Annotated in this window: 16 protein-coding genes; 9 read left to right on the top strand and 7 right to left on the bottom strand. The window is 71.2% G+C overall.

What is annotated here, in order from left to right; genetic code table 11:
- The first annotated feature begins 21 nt into the window (after positions 1–21).
- Together ACN28A_RS25400 and ACN28A_RS25395 are read left to right on the top strand one after the other, a co-directional pair.
- Entirely contained in the window at positions 22–1,212 is a 1,191-nt protein-coding gene (locus ACN28A_RS25400; protein WP_421398807.1) for a TRM11 family SAM-dependent methyltransferase, read from the top strand.
- A gap of 310 nt (positions 1,213–1,522) precedes the next feature.
- Positions 1,523–3,007, top strand: a complete 1,485-nt coding sequence (locus ACN28A_RS25395; protein WP_421398805.1) for a GMC oxidoreductase — start codon at positions 1,523–1,525, stop codon at positions 3,005–3,007.
- An 8-nt stretch (positions 3,008–3,015) separates the two neighbouring features.
- Here ACN28A_RS25395 and ACN28A_RS25390 read toward each other — a convergent pair whose 3' ends face one another.
- The 4 genes from ACN28A_RS25390 to ACN28A_RS25375 form a co-directional block, all read right to left on the bottom strand.
- Entirely contained in the window at positions 3,016–4,137 is a 1,122-nt protein-coding gene (locus ACN28A_RS25390) for a glycosyltransferase (protein ID WP_421398802.1), read from the bottom strand.
- A 2-nt stretch (positions 4,138–4,139) separates the two neighbouring features.
- Positions 4,140–5,045 (bottom strand): aldo/keto reductase, encoded by a 906-nt coding sequence (locus ACN28A_RS25385; RefSeq protein WP_421398801.1) that lies wholly within the window; start codon positions 5,043–5,045, stop codon positions 4,140–4,142.
- Positions 5,046–5,151: 106 nt separating this feature from the next.
- Positions 5,152–6,123, bottom strand: coding sequence for a hypothetical protein (locus ACN28A_RS25380; protein ID WP_421398799.1), 972 nt, complete (start codon positions 6,121–6,123; stop codon positions 5,152–5,154).
- A gap of 467 nt (positions 6,124–6,590) precedes the next feature.
- Complete coding sequence (locus ACN28A_RS25375) at positions 6,591–6,752, bottom strand: hypothetical protein (RefSeq protein ID WP_421398797.1); 162 nt, start codon at positions 6,750–6,752, stop codon at positions 6,591–6,593.
- A gap of 120 nt (positions 6,753–6,872) precedes the next feature.
- On the opposite strand from ACN28A_RS25375, the gene ACN28A_RS25370 reads away from it, so the two are divergent.
- The 5 genes from ACN28A_RS25370 to ACN28A_RS25350 all read left to right on the top strand — a co-directional run bounded on the left by ACN28A_RS25370 (position 6,873) and on the right by ACN28A_RS25350 (position 11,188).
- Entirely contained in the window at positions 6,873–7,289 is a 417-nt protein-coding gene (locus ACN28A_RS25370; protein ID WP_421398795.1) for an SDR family NAD(P)-dependent oxidoreductase, read from the top strand.
- Positions 7,290–7,314: 25 nt separating this feature from the next.
- Positions 7,315–8,055: an SDR family oxidoreductase gene (locus tag ACN28A_RS25365; RefSeq protein ID WP_421398793.1), complete on the top strand. Its 741-nt coding sequence runs from the start codon at positions 7,315–7,317 to the stop codon at positions 8,053–8,055.
- 132 nt (positions 8,056–8,187) lie between these two features.
- A complete protein-coding gene (locus ACN28A_RS25360) occupies positions 8,188–9,327 on the top strand; it encodes a PQQ-dependent sugar dehydrogenase (RefSeq protein ID WP_421398791.1) in 1,140 nt (379 codons plus the stop codon).
- 136 nt (positions 9,328–9,463) lie between these two features.
- A complete protein-coding gene (locus tag ACN28A_RS25355) occupies positions 9,464–10,153 on the top strand; it encodes a TetR/AcrR family transcriptional regulator (RefSeq protein ID WP_421398789.1) in 690 nt (229 codons plus the stop codon).
- Positions 10,154–10,339: 186 nt separating this feature from the next.
- Entirely contained in the window at positions 10,340–11,188 is an 849-nt protein-coding gene (locus ACN28A_RS25350; protein ID WP_421398787.1) for an alpha/beta fold hydrolase, read from the top strand.
- A 94-nt stretch (positions 11,189–11,282) separates the two neighbouring features.
- On the opposite strand, the gene ACN28A_RS25345 is transcribed toward ACN28A_RS25350, so the two are convergent.
- Positions 11,283–12,176: a hypothetical protein gene (locus ACN28A_RS25345; protein ID WP_421398784.1), complete on the bottom strand. Its 894-nt coding sequence runs from the start codon at positions 12,174–12,176 to the stop codon at positions 11,283–11,285.
- 142 nt (positions 12,177–12,318) lie between these two features.
- Positions 12,319–13,131 (bottom strand): endonuclease/exonuclease/phosphatase family protein, encoded by an 813-nt coding sequence (locus ACN28A_RS25340; protein WP_421398782.1) that lies wholly within the window; start codon positions 13,129–13,131, stop codon positions 12,319–12,321.
- Positions 13,132–13,449: 318 nt separating this feature from the next.
- Here ACN28A_RS25340 and ACN28A_RS25335 point away from each other — a divergent pair, with 318 nt between their 5' ends.
- Both ACN28A_RS25335 and ACN28A_RS25330 read left to right on the top strand, forming a co-directional pair.
- A complete protein-coding gene (locus ACN28A_RS25335; protein ID WP_421398780.1) occupies positions 13,450–14,205 on the top strand; it encodes an ABC transporter ATP-binding protein in 756 nt (251 codons plus the stop codon).
- The gene (locus ACN28A_RS25330; RefSeq protein ID WP_421398778.1) at positions 14,190–15,935 is read left to right on the top strand and encodes a hypothetical protein; all 1,746 of its coding nucleotides are present in this window, start codon (positions 14,190–14,192) and stop codon (positions 15,933–15,935) included. Before ACN28A_RS25335 ends, ACN28A_RS25330 begins: the two co-directional genes overlap by 16 nt.
- 46 nt (positions 15,936–15,981) lie before the next feature.
- Here the strand turns inward: ACN28A_RS25330 and ACN28A_RS25325 are convergent, their stop codons facing one another.
- A complete protein-coding gene (locus ACN28A_RS25325) occupies positions 15,982–18,837 on the bottom strand; it encodes a glycosyl hydrolase family 95 catalytic domain-containing protein (protein ID WP_421398776.1) in 2,856 nt (951 codons plus the stop codon).
- Between the last annotated feature and the right edge of the window lie 312 nt (positions 18,838–19,149).

Here is a 19,149-nt window from a genome sequence, read left to right as displayed (position 1 = left end):
CCGAGCACCTATACTCCGGAGGTGGGCACCGATTCACCGGACTCCGTCGCTCGGGCACGAAGGGGTGGCGGCAAGCGGGACCGGCGGGGTGCGGCACCGAAGACCCAGGGCGGCGCCCGGCAGCGGGCACGCCGATCCGGCCCGGACCCGCAGGAGCAGCCCCGGCCAGGAGTGACCCGGATGTTCGCGGCCGTAGTGCCCGGTCTGGCCGCCCTCGTCGCGCGGGACCTGAGGCGGCTGCCCGGGATCACCGTCACCCAGCTCGGCTTCGACGGACGCTCCGATCTCGTGCTGTTCGACGTCGAGCGCGGTCATCGCGACGCGCTCTGGTCGCTACGGACCGTGGAGGACCTGTTCGTCGAGGTCGGGCAGGCTGTCCGGGCCGGTGGCGACCGACCGCGCTGGATCGCCGAGCGGCTCTGGCGTCCGGAGCGCGTCGAGAAGGCGCTGTCGGTGTGGTCCGCGGAGGTCCGTCCCCTTGCGGGATCGATGACCTTCCGCGTGATCTCCCGGGTCCTGCAGGAGAAGTCGTTCCTGCGGACCGACCTTCGCCGGGCGATCACCGAGGCGGTCGCCGCCGGCCGGCCGAAGTGGCGTTTCGCCGACCCGTCGCAGCTCGAGGTGTGGGTCAGCGAGTACCAGCCGGGCCGGCTGGTGGCCGGACTCCGGCTCTCCGACGCCTCGCTGCGCCAGCACGCCGGCCGCGAGGTCGAGCGCTCCGGCGCGCTGCGACCCACCGTCGCCGCGCAGATGGTGCTCCTGGCCGGGCAACCGGACGGTGTCCTGCTCGATCCGTGCTGCGGTTCCGGGACGATTCTCAGCGAGGCCGGCGCGACGGGCTGGCGCCAGGTCATGGGGGGCGACATCGACCCGGCCGCCGTGGAGATCGCGAGGAGCAACGCCCCCACGGCCGATGTCCGCCAGCACGATGTCCGGCATCTCGACCTGCCGGACGCGGCCGTTGCCGCGGTGGTCTCGAACCTCCCGTTCGGCCGGCAGTTCGACGTCGAGGGATCGATGTCGGCGTGGCTCACCGCCGCTCTCGCGGAGATGGCCCGGGTGACCCGGCCGGGCGGCCGGGTCGTACTCCTCGCCCCGGACATCCCCGGTCATGCGATACCGGCGCGGCTCCGCCCGCACGACAGGCGCGAGCTGCGGTTGCTCGGAACCAGAACGACGTTGTGGGTGTTCGAGCGGCTCACCGACAGGTAGCGGCGCCTCGTCGCCCGTCGCGGACGGCGCTGCCGGACACGGGGCCCGTGCCGTGAGGGCGTCTGTTGGCGACCATCGGCACAGGTGGACCGCATGGTGTGCGGGACCCGGCGGTCGCCGCCGGGTCCGCAACCCCGCGCCGGGTCGCGGCACCGCCGTCACGGCTTCCGGGGACGTGACACCGGAAACGGGCACTGCGGAGAATATGGTCACGCGGAGCCGGCGACACCCTTTCACCTCGGCTTCGACAATCTGCCGGCCCCCTCCGGCGACCGGGCCTCCACCCCCCGGCGAGACGAGGTGACGCGCGATGACGGTGGCGAGGGAGCGACAGAACCGGATCGAAGCCGACGTCGTCATCGTGGGAGCCGGCCCAGTGGGTCTCGCTCTGGCGTCCAGGCTCGCCGACACCGGCCGGCGTGTCGCGGTGCTCGACAGCGGCGGGCCGATCCCGGCGCCCGACCATGATCTCGGCACCGGGACGATCGACGGCCACATCCCGTACTTCGACCTCGCCGAGTGCCGGCCGCGCGGCCTCGGCGGCAGCACCGGGCTGTGGGGCGGCTGGTGTGAAGAGCTCGACGAGATCGATTTCGAGCCACGGCCGGAACTCGTCGACGACCGGATCGCCACCGGCTGGTGCCTGACCCGTAAGGACCTCGATCCCTACTACCGTGACGCGCGCGCCTTCTGTGGCATCCCGGACGTGGTGCCCGCACGTGACTGGCTCCGCGCGGGTGAGGTGTGTGTCCGCGACTGCCCGTTCGAGCTGCGCAGCTTCCCGGTACTCGGCCCTCGCCGGCCTGGGTACCGTGGCTGGGACCCGTGCGCGGACGAGCGCGTGGACCTGCTGCTGGGGGCGACCGTCACCCGAGTGGTCACCACCGACCGCGGAGACGCCGTGGACCACCTGCTCGTGCGGACGGCCGACCACGAACTGGTGGTGACGGGGCGTGCGGTGGTGCTGGCTGTCGGCGGGATCGAAACGGCCCGGCTGCTGCTGTCCAGCTCGAGCGCGGCGTGGCCGACCGGCATCGGCAACGGCAACGACCTGGTCGGGCGGTGCTTCATGGAGCACCCCCATATCGACGCCGTGCGGCTGCACGGCGACCCGGCGGCGCTCGACATCGAGTTCTTCCTCGAACGGGTGGGCGGGGTCACCGTCGACGGCGAGCGGATGGCGACCGCCGGTGCTCTCGTGCTGTCCGCTGCCGCATCGCGGGCGGCGGGAGTCGGCCGGATACAGCTGTTCATCGAGATGGCCGGTGATCATGCGAAACATCCACTGCCACGGCTACGGAACGGGCGGCGGGTGTCGGCCAGGTACGCCGCCCCGGGACCGCGGGAGCTGGCCGTCATCTCCTCGACCGAGCAGGTGCCCAACCGCGACAGCCGCATCACGCTGAGCTCGGACGTCGACCGGTACGGCGTGCCGCTACCAATCCTGAACTGGAGGCTCACCAGGACCGACCACCGCACCGCGATGTTCGGTATCGAGGCGGCCGGGCGACTGCTGCGGGAACTCGGCGCGACGAACGTGCGGCGCCGGCTGCCCCGCGACCGGTGGCCGCTGGACACCTTGGGCGGCCCCCATCACCTCGGTACGGCCCGGATGGCCGACTCCCCCGCCGACGGTGTCGTCGACGGCGACTGCCGGGTGCACGGCGTGACCAACCTCTACATCACCGGCGGCGCGGTGTTTCCGAGATCGGGTTACGCGCCACCGACCCTGACGATGATCGCGCTCGCGCTGCGGCTCGGAGACCATCTCTCGCCAGCCCCGGCGGGGCGGTGAGGGCACGGCTACCTGGCCCCCGCCCGCCTCACCGAACGGATCTCCTGGTAGAACTCCGTCACGCGCTGCCCCATGACCTCCACGGCGTACCGTTCCCGAGCTCGCCGCCGGGCCGGCCCGATGAACTGAGCTCGCGCGTCCAGCAGCTGGCGCAGACCCGCGTGCGCCCCGGCACGATCGCCGGGCGCCACGAGGGTCCCGACCGCACCGCCGGCAAGCAGCTCCGGCACGCCGCCGACGGCCGAAGCCAGCACGGGAACACCGCTGTGCATCGCCTCGATCACCACCCGGGACGTCGTTTCCGTGTCGGAGAGCAGCACCAGCGCATCCGTCGCGGCGTAGACGACGCCGACGTCGCGCACCAGGCCGGCGAAGGTCACCGCATCGGTGATACCGAGCGTCTCGGCCTGCCGGTGCAGGTGCGGACCGAGCCCACCCGCACCGGCGACGAGCGCGTGGACCGGCAGGCCGGCCGCCCGCGCGTCGGCGACCAGCGTCAGCACCCGGTCCGGCCGCTTCTCCGGGGAGAGACGTCCGACGTACGCGATCAGCAACGCTTCCGGCGGCACCCCCAACCGGTGACGGGCCTCCTGCCGCCCGACCAGCTCCGGCTCGCTGACCCCGTTGGGGATGTACCTGACCGGACCGGCGGGGCGCCAGCCCCGAACCCGCCCCGCCAGCCCGTCGGCGCAGACGATGACCCCGTCCGCCAGTCGGGTGCAGCCGGCGTCGAGCAGGGTCTTGGCTCGGTGCCAGCGGGTGTCCTCGACTATGCCGTGCTGGGTGAAGGCGAGCGCCCGCTCCCGGAACAGGTCGGCGCGTGCCAGCCGAACGACCGCCGCCCAGTAGTCGGCGTCGTATCCGTGGGCATGGACGATGTCCGGCCGGCGGGCCGCCATCTCCGCGGCCAGTACCCGGAGGGCGGCGTGCCACCGCATCCCTGACGCCGAGACGACCGGAACGCCGACGTCTCGCAGGCGGTTCGCGAACTCGGCCGACCCTCGCTCCACCACGACCGGCCTGAGGCCGGCGCGCAGCTGGTACCGAGCGAGATCCAGCACGTGCATGTCCGCCCCGCCGACCTCGCCGGGCGGTTCCGGAACCAGGACATGCAACACGTTGAGCGACATGATCACCCTGTGTTCTCGACGGCGGCTCGTCCGGCCGGTACGGCTGCCCCGTCACTCGCCGGTTCGGCTAGCCACCGCAGCGTCCCGGCGTCGAGAGGCAGCCTTGCCGCACGCAGCGACGTATCCAGCTCGGTGACCGAGCGCGGGCCGATGACCGCCCAGGTGGCAGGCTGGTGGAGCAGCCAGGCGAGGGCAACGGTCTCCGGGCGTTCGCCGCACCGGCGTGCGAGTTCACGGCAACGGCCACGGCGCGCCCGGTTCGGCGCGCTGTCGAACGGGTCGCCGCCGCCGGGGGTCGGCGGCTCCGTCGCGCCGGTGAAGAACCCTCTGGCGTGGGCGGCCCACGCCAGCAACGTCAACTCGTGCCGCGCGGCCACCGCCTGCACCGCGTCGTCGGTGTGTAGCGCACCCGGCCACAGCGGTGTGGTCGGCGCCGCGAGACTCCGCTGATAGCTGACCAGCGGCCGGTGGCCGTACCCGGCGAGCTCGTCGACGAGCTGTTCCAGACGGCTGGCGGGCCAGTTCGAGACGCCGATCCGGTGGGTGTGACCGTCCCGGACGAGACCGGCGAGGGACTCGGCCACCTCGGGCACGGCACGTTCGGGTTCGTCCCGGTGGAGCAGCACAGCCTCGACGCAGGCGACGCCGAGGCGCTCGCACGACTCGGTCAGCTCGCGCCGGAGGCGCGCCGCGCTCAGGTCGACGGCCCCGTTCGCCGGATGTCCAATCTTGTCGGCGACCGCGAGAACCGCAGGATTTGCCCGCATCCACTCGCCGATCACCCGCTCGGAACGACCGTCGGCGTAGCAGTGCGCGGTGTCCACCAGGCGGCCGCCGGACTCGGCGAAACGGTCCAGGCGTTGGAAGGACAGCCTGCGGGGCTCCTCGCCGAAACGTCCCCCGAGCACGATCCGCAGAGCCCGCGCCGACGGGTCCCACCGCCCCGCGGTGCTCCCGGTGCCGCTCCCCGCGGTGCTCCCGGTGCCGCTCCCCGCGGTGCTCCCGGTGCCGCTGTCAGCCGTCACCGGCGGGGACCCCGTCAACCGGCACCCGACCGAGCGGCATTCGATCGGTCGGTACCGGCTCGTTCCGGGTCACCTGGTCGGGCCAGCGGGCGCGGTCGAACCCGTGCTGGAAGAGGAAACCGATCACCAACCGGTTGAGCCCGACCCCGCAGCACCCACTCCACAACGGGCCCCCGTCCTCCCTGCCGATGTCGAAACTGGCGAGGTGGTGGTCGCCCTCGACGGTGCAGCCACCGATCTCGTCGAAGTCCTGCGCGGTGACGACGCCTGGCGTACGTTCGGACCGCACCCGCAGTTCGAGATCGACCACCGGCACCTCGTCGCCCGTGGCAGCCGCCTCCCTGCGGCGGTCGATCTCCTCGATCGGCATGCACGGCTCCCCGACGACGGTCTGTACCGACAGCCCGAGCTCGCCCATCAGGCACACCACCGAGTCGCGTACCGCGTTGCGGATCCTTACTGCCTGCTCCGGCGCCGCGATCCAGACATGCTCGATCCTCATGAACTCCCGAGCCCGGAACGCACCGTCCAGGTCGGCATCGTCCTCGCGTCGCCACGTCCAGCCACCGAGCGTCTCCACCGCCATCAGTGGGAGGCGCTCCGCCGGCAGACGGCGACCGCGCAGCACGTGGTAGAGCGAGAGGCACTGGACCGGGTCGAGCACCTTTTCGTCCTGTGCCCGCCACACCAGATCCGGCTTGTACTGGCTCAGCCTGAAGTCGTCGATCGCACGGGCCGGGATCAGCCGCGGGAAGAGGTACTCGCGGAAGCCGAGCGCCGCGGCCCGCGCGAGCAATATCCGTTGCAGACCGCGCAGCAGCTCCGTCCACTCAGGGCCGTAGATGTACTGCCCGGGCGCGAACGGCAGTAGCCAGCCCCGACGCACCGCCTCGGCGGTGATGTCGCCGCCCGCAGCCGGAGCGTCGACAATGCTCTCGTGAATCACTTCGGACAGCTTCATCGCACGTCGCTCCTACGGTCGCGGCCGCGATCCGTACCCCGCACGACGGACCTGGCCGTGAGCGTCCACACGCTCACCGGACCCAGCATGACCGCTGGCGAGCCCGGCGGCGGGCCTGGGGCGGTCACATGTTTCGGCTACTGGCCCACACCCAGGACCTGCAATAGCCTTCGATGGGTGGCCGTGGCGGTCGACGGCTGAGGAAGTGGTACCGCTGGAAGTGGTACCACTGTGGGGGTGGTACCCGACGGGCGGGTACGAGCGCCGGACGGACGAGCATGCGCACGCCCCCGGCAGATGCCCGCTCCCCTGCCGCGCAGCCCTCCTGCGACCTTGCACCGGCGCCATCTGACAGCTAGATCATTTGGTGTCGTCCTCAGGTCGGTCGGGCTCGGACAGCGACTCGGAGCCGCTGGCGAGCAGCTCATCGGTCCGGGCCCGCTGCGTCTGCAGCCACCTGGCGAGGGTCACTCCCGTTCCTGCTCGGCCTCGATCTCGTCCGCGACCCCGATGGGCTGGACGACGATTTCCTCGCGTTCACCATGGTGCCCGCCGTGGTCGCGCTGGCGGTTGATCCGCGCCGTCGCCGCACCACGAGCACCGAGCGCCCCGGACCGCGGCCGCGCCACGTCCCTGACTGCGAGCTGCTCGGTAGCGTCGATAACACGATCTTGGTAGCGTCTTGCATATATCGGCGATACCAAATATAGTGGTATCATCCCTACCAGGACATGAGGAGCATTGTTTCGATGTCTGTCGTCCTCGTCACCGGAGCCGCCACCGGAATCGGCGGCCTGGTCGCTCGCGCCCTGGCCCACGCCGGTCACACCGGCTACCCGAGCGTGCGGGACGTCGACGGTGGCAATGCCGCACACGCGGCCGAGTTGCGGGCAAACGCCCTGGAGTCCGGCGCCGACCTACACGTCGTCGGATTGGACGTGACCGCACAGGACTCCGCCGACGCGGCCGTACGCAGCGTCGAAGAACGACACGGCCGTCTCGACGCGCTGATCAACAATGCCGTCGGCGCACACCGGGGCAACCGTGTGGTGGGCAAGGCCACCATGGACGCCCTCGCCGTCACGACCGCCTACCAGGCCAACGCGTTCGGCATCGGGACGGTCATCGTCATCCCGGGCGCCATCACCGAGGGCACCGGCACCTGACGTGTCACAACCGGAGGAGGCCAACATGCTCACCGACAACCGGAGCCGGGTAGCCGTCGTCACCGGAGGATCCTGCGGTATCGGCCGCGCCGTCGCGCTGAGGCTCGCCGCGGACGGCCAGGACGTGGTCGTCTGTTACGCCCGCAACGAGACGGAGGCGGAGGCCACGGCGGCGGCGATCAGGACCACCGGCGGTCGCGCCGTGACAGCCCAGGTGGACGTGGCCGACGAGAACGGGGTAAGGGCACTGTTCGACACCGCGGAGCGGTCGTTCGGCCGCGTGGACGTCGTCGTGAACGCGGCGGGCGTCATGATCCTCCGGCCGGTCGCCCACCTTGACCTCGACGAGTTCGACCGGATGCAGCGCACCAACCTCCGTGGCACCTTCGTCGTCGCCCGCGAGGCCATCCGGCGGCTGTGTCCGGGCGGCGCGATCATCAATTTCGCTACCTCGCTCACCCGGCTCAACCTGCCCAGCTACGCCGCGTACGCGGCAAGTAAGGCAGCCGTGGGTGCCCTCAGCCCCATTCTGGCCAAGGAACTGCGCGGCCGGAACATCACCGTCAACGCCGTCGCTCCTGGGCCCACTGCGACCGCCCTGTTTCTCGAGGGCAAGAGCGACGACCTCATCCAGAGCATCGCGAAGCAGAACCCGATGGAACGGCTCGGCCGCCCGGACGACATCGCCGAAGTGGTGTCCCTGCTCGCCGGCCACGGCCGATGGATCAACGGGCAGACCATCTTCGTCAACGGCGGCGCCGCCTGACGAACGTGAGCGGGCTGCCCACGCTGGTCGCGGCCAGCGCCGTCAGGCGGCCGCAGCCCGCACCTGCCGGCACCGCAGCGGCGATCCGCCGCACTGCGTCGGATGACAAGACCTCACGAAGGAGGCAAAGCAATGTCCCATCGACCGCTTCGACGTGCCGCGACGGGCCCTAGCCTGATCGCAGCGCTCGCCCTGACGGCCTGCTCACCGGATCACCAGCCGACGACCAACACCGGCGACGGGCAGCCGGGCGCCGCGCGCGGTGGCGGCCCGGTCGCGACGCTCGGCGAACCCGCCGAGATCGCGGGCGGCCTCGACACCCCGTGGGGACTGACCTTCCTCCCCGATGGATCCGCGCTGGTGTCGCAGCGGATCAGCGGTGACATCGTCCGAGTCCCGGCTGGTGGCGGCACGCCACAGACAGTCGGCGCGGTACCCGGGGTGGTCGCCAGCTCCGAGGGCGGCCTGCTCGGTATCGCCGCCTCCCACGGCTTCGCCGCCGACCGAACGGTCTACGCCTCGGTTTCCGGTGCCCGGGAGAACGCCATCGTCGCCCTGAGGATCGCCGACGACTTCCGGTCGCTGCGGCGGGACCGAATACTGCTCGACGGCGTCCAAACCGCTGACCGCCACCACGGCGGACGCGTCGTCATCGGCCCGGACGGCAATCTGTGGATCGGCACCGGCGACGCGTTCGAGCCGGCGAACGCCGCCGACGACTCCACACTCAACGGCAAGATCCTGCGGATCCGCCCGGACGGCTCCATACCGCGGGACAACCCCTCGCCCGACTCCCCGATCTACTCTTCCGGGCACCGCAACGTCCAGGGGATCGCCTTCGGGTCCGACGGCACGGCATACGGATCCGAACTGGGCCACCGCACCTGGGACGAGGTGAACGTACTCCGACCGGGGCAGGATTACGGCTGGCCGGAAACCGAGGGTGTGGAGGGCAGTACCGGAGTGCCGCCGATCTTCACCGTGCACCCCGACGACGCCTCGCCTTCGGGCGTCGCCTACGCCGCCGGATCACTCTGGATCGGCGCGCTCGGCGGTCAACGTCTCTGGCAACTACCGGTCGCCGGCAACGCCCTGACCGGAGACGCGGTCGCACACTTCGAAGGCGACTACGGACGCATCCGTACCGTCGAGGTGGCCCCCGACGGGGCACTCTGGCTGGTCACCTCCAATACCGACCGCGCCACCTGGGGCGGAACCGACGCGCGCCCGGGTGACGACCGCATCCTGCGCGTCGAGGTGCGGCCTGGCTGAGCGCGGATGCCCGGCCCAACGGACCAGCGGTGTCGGTCGGTACGAACCCATCTCCGCCCGTGTGGCACGACCACGATCCCGGCGAACTCTGCGGCTCGTCGGCAGAAGGAGGCGACGGCCGATGTACATTACGGCCATGCCGGCCAAGGCCCCCCGTGAACGCATCATCGAGGCCACGGCGAGGTTACTCTCCGAGGGCGGACGTGACGCCGTCTCCACCCGCGCCGTCTGCGCGGCGGCCCGGGTGCAGGCACCGGCCATCTACCGGCTGTTCGGCGACATGCGGGGTCTGCTCGACGCCGTCGGCAGCCACGGTCTCGTGACCTACCTGGCCCAGAAGACCGCGATCACGGAGAGCGACGATCCTGTCGAGGATCTCCGCGCCGGATGGGACCTCCACGTCGAGTTCGGCCTCGCGCAGCCGGCGTTCTACGCCCTCATCTTCGGCGACGTGCGTCCCGGCCACGAACCCCCGGCCGCGGGGCAGGCCGCCGCCGTCCTCGCCCATCGGGTCAACCGCATCGCCCAGGCCGGCCGGCTGCGCGTCACCGAGGAACGCGCCGCCCAGCTCGTCCACTCCACCGGCAAGGGCGTGACGCTCACGCTCATCGCCACCCCACCGGAGAAACGCGACCTGGCGCTTTCCGCGATCGCCCGCGAGTCGATCCTGGCCGCCATCACCACCGACACAGTTGCCGAGGTCGCCCCCACCGGTCTGCTCAACGCCGCAGTCTCGCTACAGGCGCACCTCGACGAGGCTACCGTCCTTACCGAAGGTGAACGCCGGTTGCTCGGCGAATGGTTACACCGCATCGGCAGGCACTGAGTCACCGCCCCGGGCCAGCATCCGACGTAGCCTCCGTAACCTCTCCGGGCCGCCGACGGCCTGGTTCACGCCCGCTCGGTCGTCGTCCGCGACCGGCTCGACACCACGCTTCCACACCCCGGCGTACGCCGCCCCGTCCGCCGCGAACGGTTTCGACAACCGCAGCCCCACGTCAGAGGAGTGGCCATGTCCCCCGGCTCGACGCCGATTCTGCTCCTGCACGGCTCCTGGCACGCCGCCTGGTGCTGGAACGAGGTCATCGCCCACCTCGTGCCGTACGACCGTCAGACCCTGGCGGTCGACATGGTCGGGCACGGGATGCGCGCCCGACGGCCCGAGTGCCTGACCATGCGTCCGTTCGACCCGGATCGACTGGCCACCGAGGTATCTCCGGTAATGGACGTGGACCTCGACCGGGCGACCGAGCTGCTGGTCCGCCAGATCGAACGGCTCGGCCGGGGCAGCCGGGTCACCGTGCTGGCGCACAGCATGGGCGGTGTCGTCCTGACCCGGGCGGCGCAGCAGGTTCCCGAGCTGGTGGCACACGCGGTGTACCTGGCCGCGGTCATGCCCGCCTCTGGCGAGGCCGCCGACCGGTACTTCGCGCTGCCGGAGAACGCGGACGCGCTGGTCCTGTCCGCCCTGCGGGGCGATCCCGCCGTGACCGGAGCGCTGCGGCTCGACCTCGCCTCGAACGACCCCGTCTATCGCCAGCAGCTTCGCGAAGCGTTCTACGGCGACATCGCCCCGGTCGTCGCCGACGCCGCCCTGGGACTGCTGAGCCCGGACGCCCCGGTAGGCATGATGCGCGGCACCACCCGGCTGACGCGCGACGGCTGGGGCTCCGTTCCCCGCACGTACGTCGTCTGCACGCGGGACATGGCGATCCGCCCGGCCCTCCAACGCCGGTTCGTCGCGGAAGCCGACGCGGCCTTCCCGGAAAACCCCACCTCCGTCGTGATGCTGGACTCCTCACACGCGCCGTTCCTGTCCATGCCCGGGGAGATAGCGAAGATCCTCGGAGAGCTGGACTGAGCCGGACGTCCGTCGGGGCACGCATCCGGAGTTGCCCCTGCCTGCCGGGTAGCCGTCCCAAAGCCTCGCACGGCGCCACCTTGCCCGGGTTAGATCATTTGGTGTCGTCCTCAGGTCGGCCGGGCTCAGGCGGCGGCTCGGAGCCGTTCGCGGTCTCCACGGCCGTCGGAGTGGCCCGCGGGGGTGCCGGCGCACGGGGAGCGGGCAGCACCGGGTCGACCGGCGACCCCACCGGCACCGTCGCCGGCGGAAACGCCATCAGCTGGACCACGACCACCAGGCCGGGAAGCATGACCGACAGGAGGGCGGCGGCGATGAACACGCCTGGCGGGACACCGTCCAGCCAGTAGCTCCGGTCGACAGCGGTCAACAGACCGAAGATGAGGGCACAGCTGAGGACGTAGGAGATCCCGAGGTAGGCCGCGTGGCGCACCGCGCGATGCGCCCCGTAGCCAGGTCGGGGAGCGAACGCGTGCCCGATGACGACGACCGCGACCAGTACCGACCATGCCCGGACCAGCCAGTCGAGCCAGGGGTAGGTGCCCTCGGGTCGGACATCCCGCAGGTAGTCGTGCGCGGTAACCGTCAACTGTCCGACTGTCACCAGGGACAGGCCGTACGCGACCACCCGAATGAGCCGGAGCGGGGACTCGAACTCGCTGCGCCCGGCGATCAGCCACGCCAGGCCGGTGAACAGGGTGAGCGAGCCGACCCCGAGCATCCCGGCCGCCACCGTCGTCTGGGTCCAGACCCGGGGGCAGGTCCGTTCACCGGCGATGACACCGAAGAAGAAACTGTCCAGGGCGAACGTGACCAGGCCGGCGATGAACATGGTCAGCGCTTCGGCCGACGGCCGTCTCGGCGTCCCCCTGTCTATCAGCATTACTATGCCGGCGAAGACGAGACCGGCGACCACGCCGGCCAGCTGGGAGTGTGCCCCGGCCGAGCCGAGCGGGTTCCAGTCGACCGACTCGCACGCCTCACCCACCGGGACCTCGTTCAGGCCCTCGACGGTCGAACCACGCCCCCGACGCCATCGGCACGTGTTCCACTGTAGGGGCCGGAGGCCAGGATCTCCGGACACCTGACCGCCGGTCCCGGGGGCACGACAGTCGCCTCTCCGGCGACGGTCAGCCGGGCGGTTCCAGGTCCGCCAGCACACCGAAGTGGTCGCTGGCCCAGACGCCTCCCACGGGCTGGTCCAACACCACGGCGCACCCGGTCACGCCGAGCGTCGGCCCCCACTGATCGGCTCGGACGAAGACATAGTCGATACGTCGGCCGATCTCGAATCGGATCTGGCCACTTGCCCGGAGCGGGTTCTCCGCGGTGAAGGTCTGGCCGTTCTCGATCCCGTGGACGTCCTCCCAGGCATCCCGGTAGGCGACGCTGAGTCCGTCCAGGGACTGCCGTCCGGACCAGAAACGGATCATCGACGACTCCGGCCCGCTGTCGAGGTCGCCGGCCAGCACCACGTGCGCCGGTGCTTCAAGAGCCACGGCATCCTCCACCAGTTGAGCGACGATTCGAGCCTGGAGCTCTCGCTCGTACGTCAGGTGGAACTGCCACGACGGCTTGAAGTGCACCAGCAACGTGCGGCCGTAGGGCTCCGGCACCTGGACGTCGACCAGGGCGACGCTGCCGATCCACGGCTCTGCCGCGTCGACCCGGGTGGTGACGTGCAGGAGCCGCTGGCGCAGGTTTGTCATCGGCCAACGACTGGCGATCGAGGCTCCCACCCCGTCTGCCGTGCGACCGATCTGGTGCACGATTTCGTATCCGTGCCCCAGCAGATCGACGACCTGGTCGTATTCTTCCTGAACCACGGTCTCCTGGAAGACCGCGACATCGGGTTCGAGTCTCCGCAGTTCGGCCGCGATGACCGTACGTCGCGAGGGCCAGTCGCCGCGAACGCCCCAGAGGTTGTAGGTCAGTACCCGCATCGGGCGGACGTTCCCGCTCGCCCTTCCGGGCAAACTGGAGTACGGGCGCGGAAGACAGTTCGTTCGGCAGCTGGCCCACGCACCCGAGGCGGGCGTACGGCCGGCGCGTCACCGCCTCGACGACGGGCCGCCGACACGCACGCGCGACGGCCAACCCCCCGGTTCGCGCGGTGCACGGCCCGGTGCGGCTCTGTCGCGGGTCGATTCGCAGCCCTGCCGGAGGTGGGACAACTCCGACCGGACGGGTCTGGCGCACCGTCTCCATGATCAGGTAGAACATGGCGACGCCAAGCCGCACCGCGACGTTACGGGGAATCGATGACACCTGCGCTGGAGATCAACGGATTGACCAAACGGTTCGGCGAGAAGCTTGCCGTCGACGAGATCCACCTGAGCGTGCCGCGGGGCTCCTTCTACGGGCTGGTGGGGCAGAACGGCGCCGGCAAGACCACCACCATCTCGATGGCCGTCGGCCTGCTGCGGCCCGACCGCGGCACCGCCCGCATCTTCGGCGCCGACGTCTGGTCCGCCGTCGACGAGGCCAAGGCGCTGGTCGGGGTACTGCCGGACGGGCTCGCCATGCCGGAGCGGCTGACCGGTCGCGAGGTGCTCACGTTCCTCGGCCTGCTGCGTGGGATGCCGCGCGACGAGGTGCTGCGCCGGGCCGACGAGTTGCTCGACGTGCTCGAGCTGTCCGGAGCCGGCGGCACGTTGGTCATCGAATACTCGACCGGCATGCGCAAGAAGATCGGCCTGGCGACCGCGCTGCTGCACGCGCCCCGGCTGCTGGTGCTCGACGAACCGTTCGAGGCGGTCGACCCGGTCTCCGCCGCCACGATCAAGACGATCCTGCGCGGCTTCGTCCGCAGTGGTGGGTCCATCGTGCTCTCCAGCCACGTGATGGCGCTGGTCGAGCAGCTCTGTGACCACGTCGCCGTGGTCGACGCCGGGCGGGTGGCGGCGGCGGGCACGCTCGACGAGGTACGCGGGTCGCGGTCGCTGGAGGACACCTTCGTCGCCCTGGTCGGCGGCGAGGACGTCGGGATCAGGGAGCTGTCGTGGCTGTCGCGTTGACGATGGCCGCGATGAAGGTCGCGGCGCTGCGCCATGCCCTGCGCGGGGAACGGGCCCAGACCGCCGGCCTCGGTGCGGTACTGGGAATCCTGTTTGCCGGCGGCACGATCTACCTCGCGGTCCGCGACCTGGATCTCCTCGCCGCCGCGTACGCGGTCTGGTTGCTGGGCTGGCTGCTCGGCCCGGTCTTCATGGGCGGCGGTGACGAGACGCTCCGCCCGGAGTACTTCGCCCTGCTGGGCCTGCCGTCGCGGCGTCTCGCGGTCGGACTGCTGGCGGCGGCGTTCGTCGGGCTGCCGCCGCTGGTCAGCCTCACCGCGCTGCTCGGGCTGGTCGTCGCCGGTGCGCGGCTCGGCCCGGTCGCGGCACTCGTCGCGGTTCCCGCGATGCTGCTCCAGTTGGCCGTCTTCGTGCTGCTGTCCAAGGTGGCTGTCGGGCTGGTCGGGCTGGCGCTGCGCAGCCGGCTGGGCGCGATCGGCACCGGCCTGCTCAACGGCGCGATCCTGGCCGGGCTCGGACAGATCTGGGTCGTCTTCCTGGCCCTCGGGCAGACCGGGGTGCCGCCGGCCGTCCGCTACCTGCCGTCCGGCTGGGGGCTGCTGGCGGTGCGCGGGGCCTGGTGGGCCTTCGGCGCGCTGGCCGGGCTTATCGTGCTGCTGCTGTTCGCGTGGGCGGCGTTGCTCCGACGGCGGGTCGGGGTATCCCGGGCGTCCGGCCGGCCGCGGCGGCCCTTCCGCGCCCGTACCGCCGACGGGGCGATCGTGGCGAAGGAGCTGCGTACGTCGTCGCGTGACCTGGTGCGCACCTACCATTTCACGTTCGCGTTCACCTACGGCGTCTGCTTCGCCGCCAGCCCGCTGCTGGTGGGGTGGGACGGGATGCTGCCGTACGCGGGTCCGGTCTTCGTCGTGATGGCGGCCGCGATGGCGGCAAACGTCTACGGCACCGACGGTACGGCGCTGTGGTTGACGCTGATGACGCCCGGCGCCTCGGACGTACGCGGGCGGCAGCTTGCCTGGCTGGCGACGCACGCCCCGGTGGCGGTGCTGCTGACGGTGGTGTGCACGGCGATCACGGGTGGCCCGTGGCCGCTGGCCCTCGCCCTGCTGCCCGCGCTGCTCGGCGGTGCGGCGGGCCTGGTCCCGCTGATCTCCGTCTACGGTCTGGTGCCGGGCACCGACCCGCACAGGCGGGCGAACAATCCCCTGCGGACCAGCGAGGACGAGGGAGGTCTGACCGGCCAGGCGTACCTGACACTCGCCCTGGTCGCCGCGACCGGCCTGCCGGCCGGTTACCTGGCGATCCGGTTCGGCTGGGCCGGGGTGGTCGTCGGGGTCGTGACGGGCGTGCTCTGCTGGTGGGGCCTCGGGCGGCTGGCCGCGGTCCGGCTGCGGGAGCGCGGGCCGGAACTGCTGTCCACCATGCGGACCGGCCGCCCGGCCGGCGGCGGCGGGACGATGCGGTCGCGGTTCGCGGAGCTTTCCAAACCGCGCAAGGCGGTGGCGTGGTGGTGCTTCGGCTTCGCGGCGATCCCGCTGATTCCCCAGGGCATCCTGGCCACGGTGTTCGTGAGCCGTGGCACGCTGCGGCACAGCTGGTTCCTCGCCACCTACCTGCCGCCCGGCCTGCGCTACCCGGTGGCACTGGCGTTCGTCGTCCTCGGTCTCGCGATGTACGCGGTCGGCACGTGGATCGTCCTACCGCCCCGACGGGCCGCGACCACGGAATAGCCTGGTCGGCCGGCGGGTGGCAGTCCCCCACCGGCCGACGGAGGCCCTAGACCCGCTGGAGTTGGAATCGCTGGTTGGCGCCGGTGGAAGGGGTCCACTGGGAGATGCGTGCGCCGTCGGCTGTCGACGCCTGCCACACGTCCATGGCGAGGCCGCTCTGCCGGTTGACCAGCCTGACCACCCCACCGCCCTGGTCCTCGACCCGCCACTGCTGGCTGGCGGCGCCACTGTCGGGCTGCTGGGTGATGTCGGCGCCGGTGCTGGTGCCGGCGACCTGGAGGACCATACCGCTGTGCCGGGACCGGATCCGGTGGTAGCCGCCGTCCGAGGCGAGGAACTCGAACTGCTGGTTGAGACCGCTGCCGCTCTGCCACTGGATCAGCTGCGCACCGGCGGCGGTGGACGCACCGTTGATGTCGGCGGCCTTGCCGCTGTGCTGGGCCAGCAGCCGGTAGTACACGCCGTTCTCCACCGGCCCGGACCGCTCCGCGGACGCACGGTAGGTGTGGCCGGCCTGGCCGGCGAACTGGACGAGATCGGTCTCCAGCCGCGTCGGCTGGACCTGGACGCCGCTCGTCTCGTCGCGCAGTTCGAACGTGCCGGCGAAGACCCGGCTCCGCACCCGGACGGTGCCGGCACGGTCGGGAGTGACCGTGAGCTCGGTCCGGCTGCCGCTCCAGCTGGCGCCGACGGTGTATCCGCCTCGGCCGCGCAGGCCGGTGACGCTGCCGGTTGACCAGGCCGACGGCAGCGCCGGCAGCACGTGCAACTCGTCGTTGTGGCTGTGCAGCAACATCTCGGCGATCCCCGAGGTGGCCCCGAAGTTCCCGTCGATCTGGAACGGCGGATGCAGGTCGAACATGTTCGGTGCGAGCCGGTCCGTGCGTACCAGATCCCGGACGAGTTTGTGCGCGCGGGCGCCGTCCTCCAGCCGGGCCCAGAAGTTGATTTTCCAGGCCAGCGACCAGCCGGTTCCGTCGTCGCCGCGCAACTCCAGCGTCTGCCGCGCGGCCTGGTGCAGCTGCGGCGTGCCCCGCCTGGTGATCTGGTTGCTCGGATGCAGGCCGTACAGGTGGGAGACGTGCCGGTGGGTACGCTCGATCTCCACCCAGTCGGCGAGCCACTCCTGCACGTTGCCGCGCGAGCCGACCCGGGTCGGCGCCAGCCGGTCCCGGGCGGTGAGCACCTGGGTACGGAAGCTGGCGTCCACCCCGAGGACCTCGCTGGCCCGTGCGCAACCGTTGAACAGGTCCCGCAGGATCTGGTTGTCCATCGTCGGGCCCGCGCACACGCTGGCGTTGGCGTGGTGTGGCAGCTCCGGGGAGTTCGAGGGGTTGGTGACCAGGTATCCGAGCGTCGGATGGGCGACGAGGGTGTCGAGGAAGAACTGGGCGGCCCCCTTCATCGCCGGATAGTTGGCGCGCAGGAAGTCGGCGTTCCCGGTGAACCGGTAGTGATCCCAGATCAACGTGGCCAGCCAGGCGCCGCCGGTCTGCCACATGCCCCACAGGGCCCCGTCGACCACCGACGCGCCCCGCCACCCGTCGGTGTTGTGGTGCGCCACCCAGCCGCCGGCGCCGTACTGCACCGACGCCACCCGGGCACCGGTCACGGTCAGGTCTCTGATCATGTCGAAGACCGGCAGGAAGCACTCCGCCAGGTTGGTGGTGTCGGCGGGCCAGTAGTTCATCGGCAGGTTCGCGTTGATCGTGTACTTCGAATCCCAGGACGGGGACAACGAGTCGTTCCAGATGCCCTGTAGATTCGCCGGCTGGGTGCCCGGTCGTGAGGAGGAGATCAGCAGGTACCGGCCGAACTGGAACAGCAGCGCCGAGAACTGCGGGTCGTTCACGCTCGCGTGCTGCGCGATCCGCACGTCCGTCGTCTGGTCCGCCGCCGACGTGCGACCCAGGTCGATCGTCACCCGGTTGAACAGCGCCTGGTAGTCGGCGACGTGCCGGGCCCGCAGCTGGTCGAAGCCGACACCGCGGGCGGCGTTGAGATGGTTACGCGCGATGGCCTGGTAGTCGCCGTTGACGGTGCGGTAGTTGACGTAGCTGGTGCCGATTGACACCAGCAGCGTCACGCTGGTGGCGCCGCTCACCCGCAGGGTGCCACCCGAGCTGGTCACGGTGCCGCCGGTCGCCACGGCGTGCGCCATCGCCAGGAACCGGACCTGCCCGTTGAGGCCCTCCATGTTGCCGGAGATCCCGTCCAGGCCGATCGTCGCGCCGTCCGGGCTCGACACGGTCGTCCGTTGCGGACTGTCGAAGGTGGCGGTGAAGGTGACCGAGTTGGCCCGGTCGGCGGTCAGCCGGACCACGATCACCTGGTCCGGCGCGCTGGCGAACACCTCCCGCTGATACCGCACCCCGTTCAGGACGTACGTCGTCGAGGCGATCGCCGAGGTCAGGTCCAGCGTCCGGTTGTGCTGCGACGCCCCGCTGGCCGACCCGAACGCCAGCCGGAGGTTGCCCACCGTCTGGTACGCCAGCTGCCCCACGGGCCTGCTCAGCATCGTCTGGTTGATCAGGTCCTGGGCCGAGGTCCACTGGTCGGCGAAGACCCGCCGCCGGATCTCCGCGAGGTTGGCCGCCCCGGCGGGATTGCTGGAGTCGTGCGGCCCACCGGCCCAGACCGTGTCCTCGTTGAGCTGCAGCCGCTCGGTGTCGACGTTCCCGAACACCATCGCACCCAACCGACCGTTGCCGATCGGCAGCGCCCGCAGCCAGTCCGTGCCCGCGCCCTCGTCGTACCACAGCGCCATGTCACCCGCCGCCAGCACCTGCGGCGGCGCCACCGCGCCGGCCTTGGCCGTCGCGGTCCAGCCGGTCGGCATGAGTGCGGCTCCCGCGCCGGCCGCAGCGGCGGTGAGCAGTTTTCTTCGTGTCGTTTCTGTCATGGTGGTGTCTCCAGGTGGCGAGCGGTGGCGGTGCGAAGGGTTTCAGCGCTGGTCGGTACCGCCGGAACGGCTCCGGATCACCGATCGGGTCCCGTCGGCAGTGGTGATCGGGCCGGTTCCCGGCCCGGTGCCGGCCGCCGGGAGGACCGCCGCGGCTGTCGCCGCCAGCGCGCTTGGTGCCGTGGGACGGTCATACATCTGGTCGTCAGCTTTCGGCTCGAACGGGGGGCAAGGGGCTACCCGGGTGCCGCGGCGGCCACCGCAACCCCCGGGTACGCCACGCGGCCCGGCGCCGTCCGGTGCGCGCGATCC

The organism is Plantactinospora sp. WMMB782 (assembly GCF_049179135.1).
Lineage (GTDB): Bacteria > Actinomycetota > Actinomycetes > Mycobacteriales > Micromonosporaceae > Plantactinospora.
The sequence above is the reverse complement of the archived record's forward strand: the minus strand, read 5'-3'. Positions and strand labels throughout refer to the sequence as shown.

Excerpts from the sequence above, each read along its gene's own strand:
- ACN28A_RS25395 (WP_421398805.1), top strand. The coding sequence starts at position 1,523 with ATGACGGTGGCGAGGGAGCGACAGAACCGGATCGAAGCCGACGTCGTC.
- ACN28A_RS25390 (WP_421398802.1), bottom strand. The coding sequence starts at position 4,137 with ATGTCGCTCAACGTGTTGCATGTCCTGGTTCCGGAACCGCCCGGCGAG.
- ACN28A_RS25380 (WP_421398799.1), bottom strand. The coding sequence starts at position 6,123 with ATGAAGCTGTCCGAAGTGATTCACGAGAGCATTGTCGACGCTCCGGCT.
- ACN28A_RS25370 (WP_421398795.1), top strand. The coding sequence starts at position 6,873 with ATGTCTGTCGTCCTCGTCACCGGAGCCGCCACCGGAATCGGCGGCCTG.
- ACN28A_RS25365 (WP_421398793.1), top strand. The coding sequence starts at position 7,315 with ATGCTCACCGACAACCGGAGCCGGGTAGCCGTCGTCACCGGAGGATCC.
- ACN28A_RS25360 (WP_421398791.1), top strand. The coding sequence starts at position 8,188 with ATGTCCCATCGACCGCTTCGACGTGCCGCGACGGGCCCTAGCCTGATC.
- ACN28A_RS25355 (WP_421398789.1), top strand. The coding sequence starts at position 9,464 with ATGCCGGCCAAGGCCCCCCGTGAACGCATCATCGAGGCCACGGCGAGG.
- ACN28A_RS25350 (WP_421398787.1), top strand. The coding sequence starts at position 10,340 with ATGTCCCCCGGCTCGACGCCGATTCTGCTCCTGCACGGCTCCTGGCAC.
- ACN28A_RS25340 (WP_421398782.1), bottom strand. The coding sequence starts at position 13,131 with ATGCGGGTACTGACCTACAACCTCTGGGGCGTTCGCGGCGACTGGCCC.
- ACN28A_RS25335 (WP_421398780.1), top strand. The coding sequence starts at position 13,450 with ATGACACCTGCGCTGGAGATCAACGGATTGACCAAACGGTTCGGCGAG.
- ACN28A_RS25325 (WP_421398776.1), bottom strand. The coding sequence starts at position 18,837 with ATGACAGAAACGACACGAAGAAAACTGCTCACCGCCGCTGCGGCCGGC.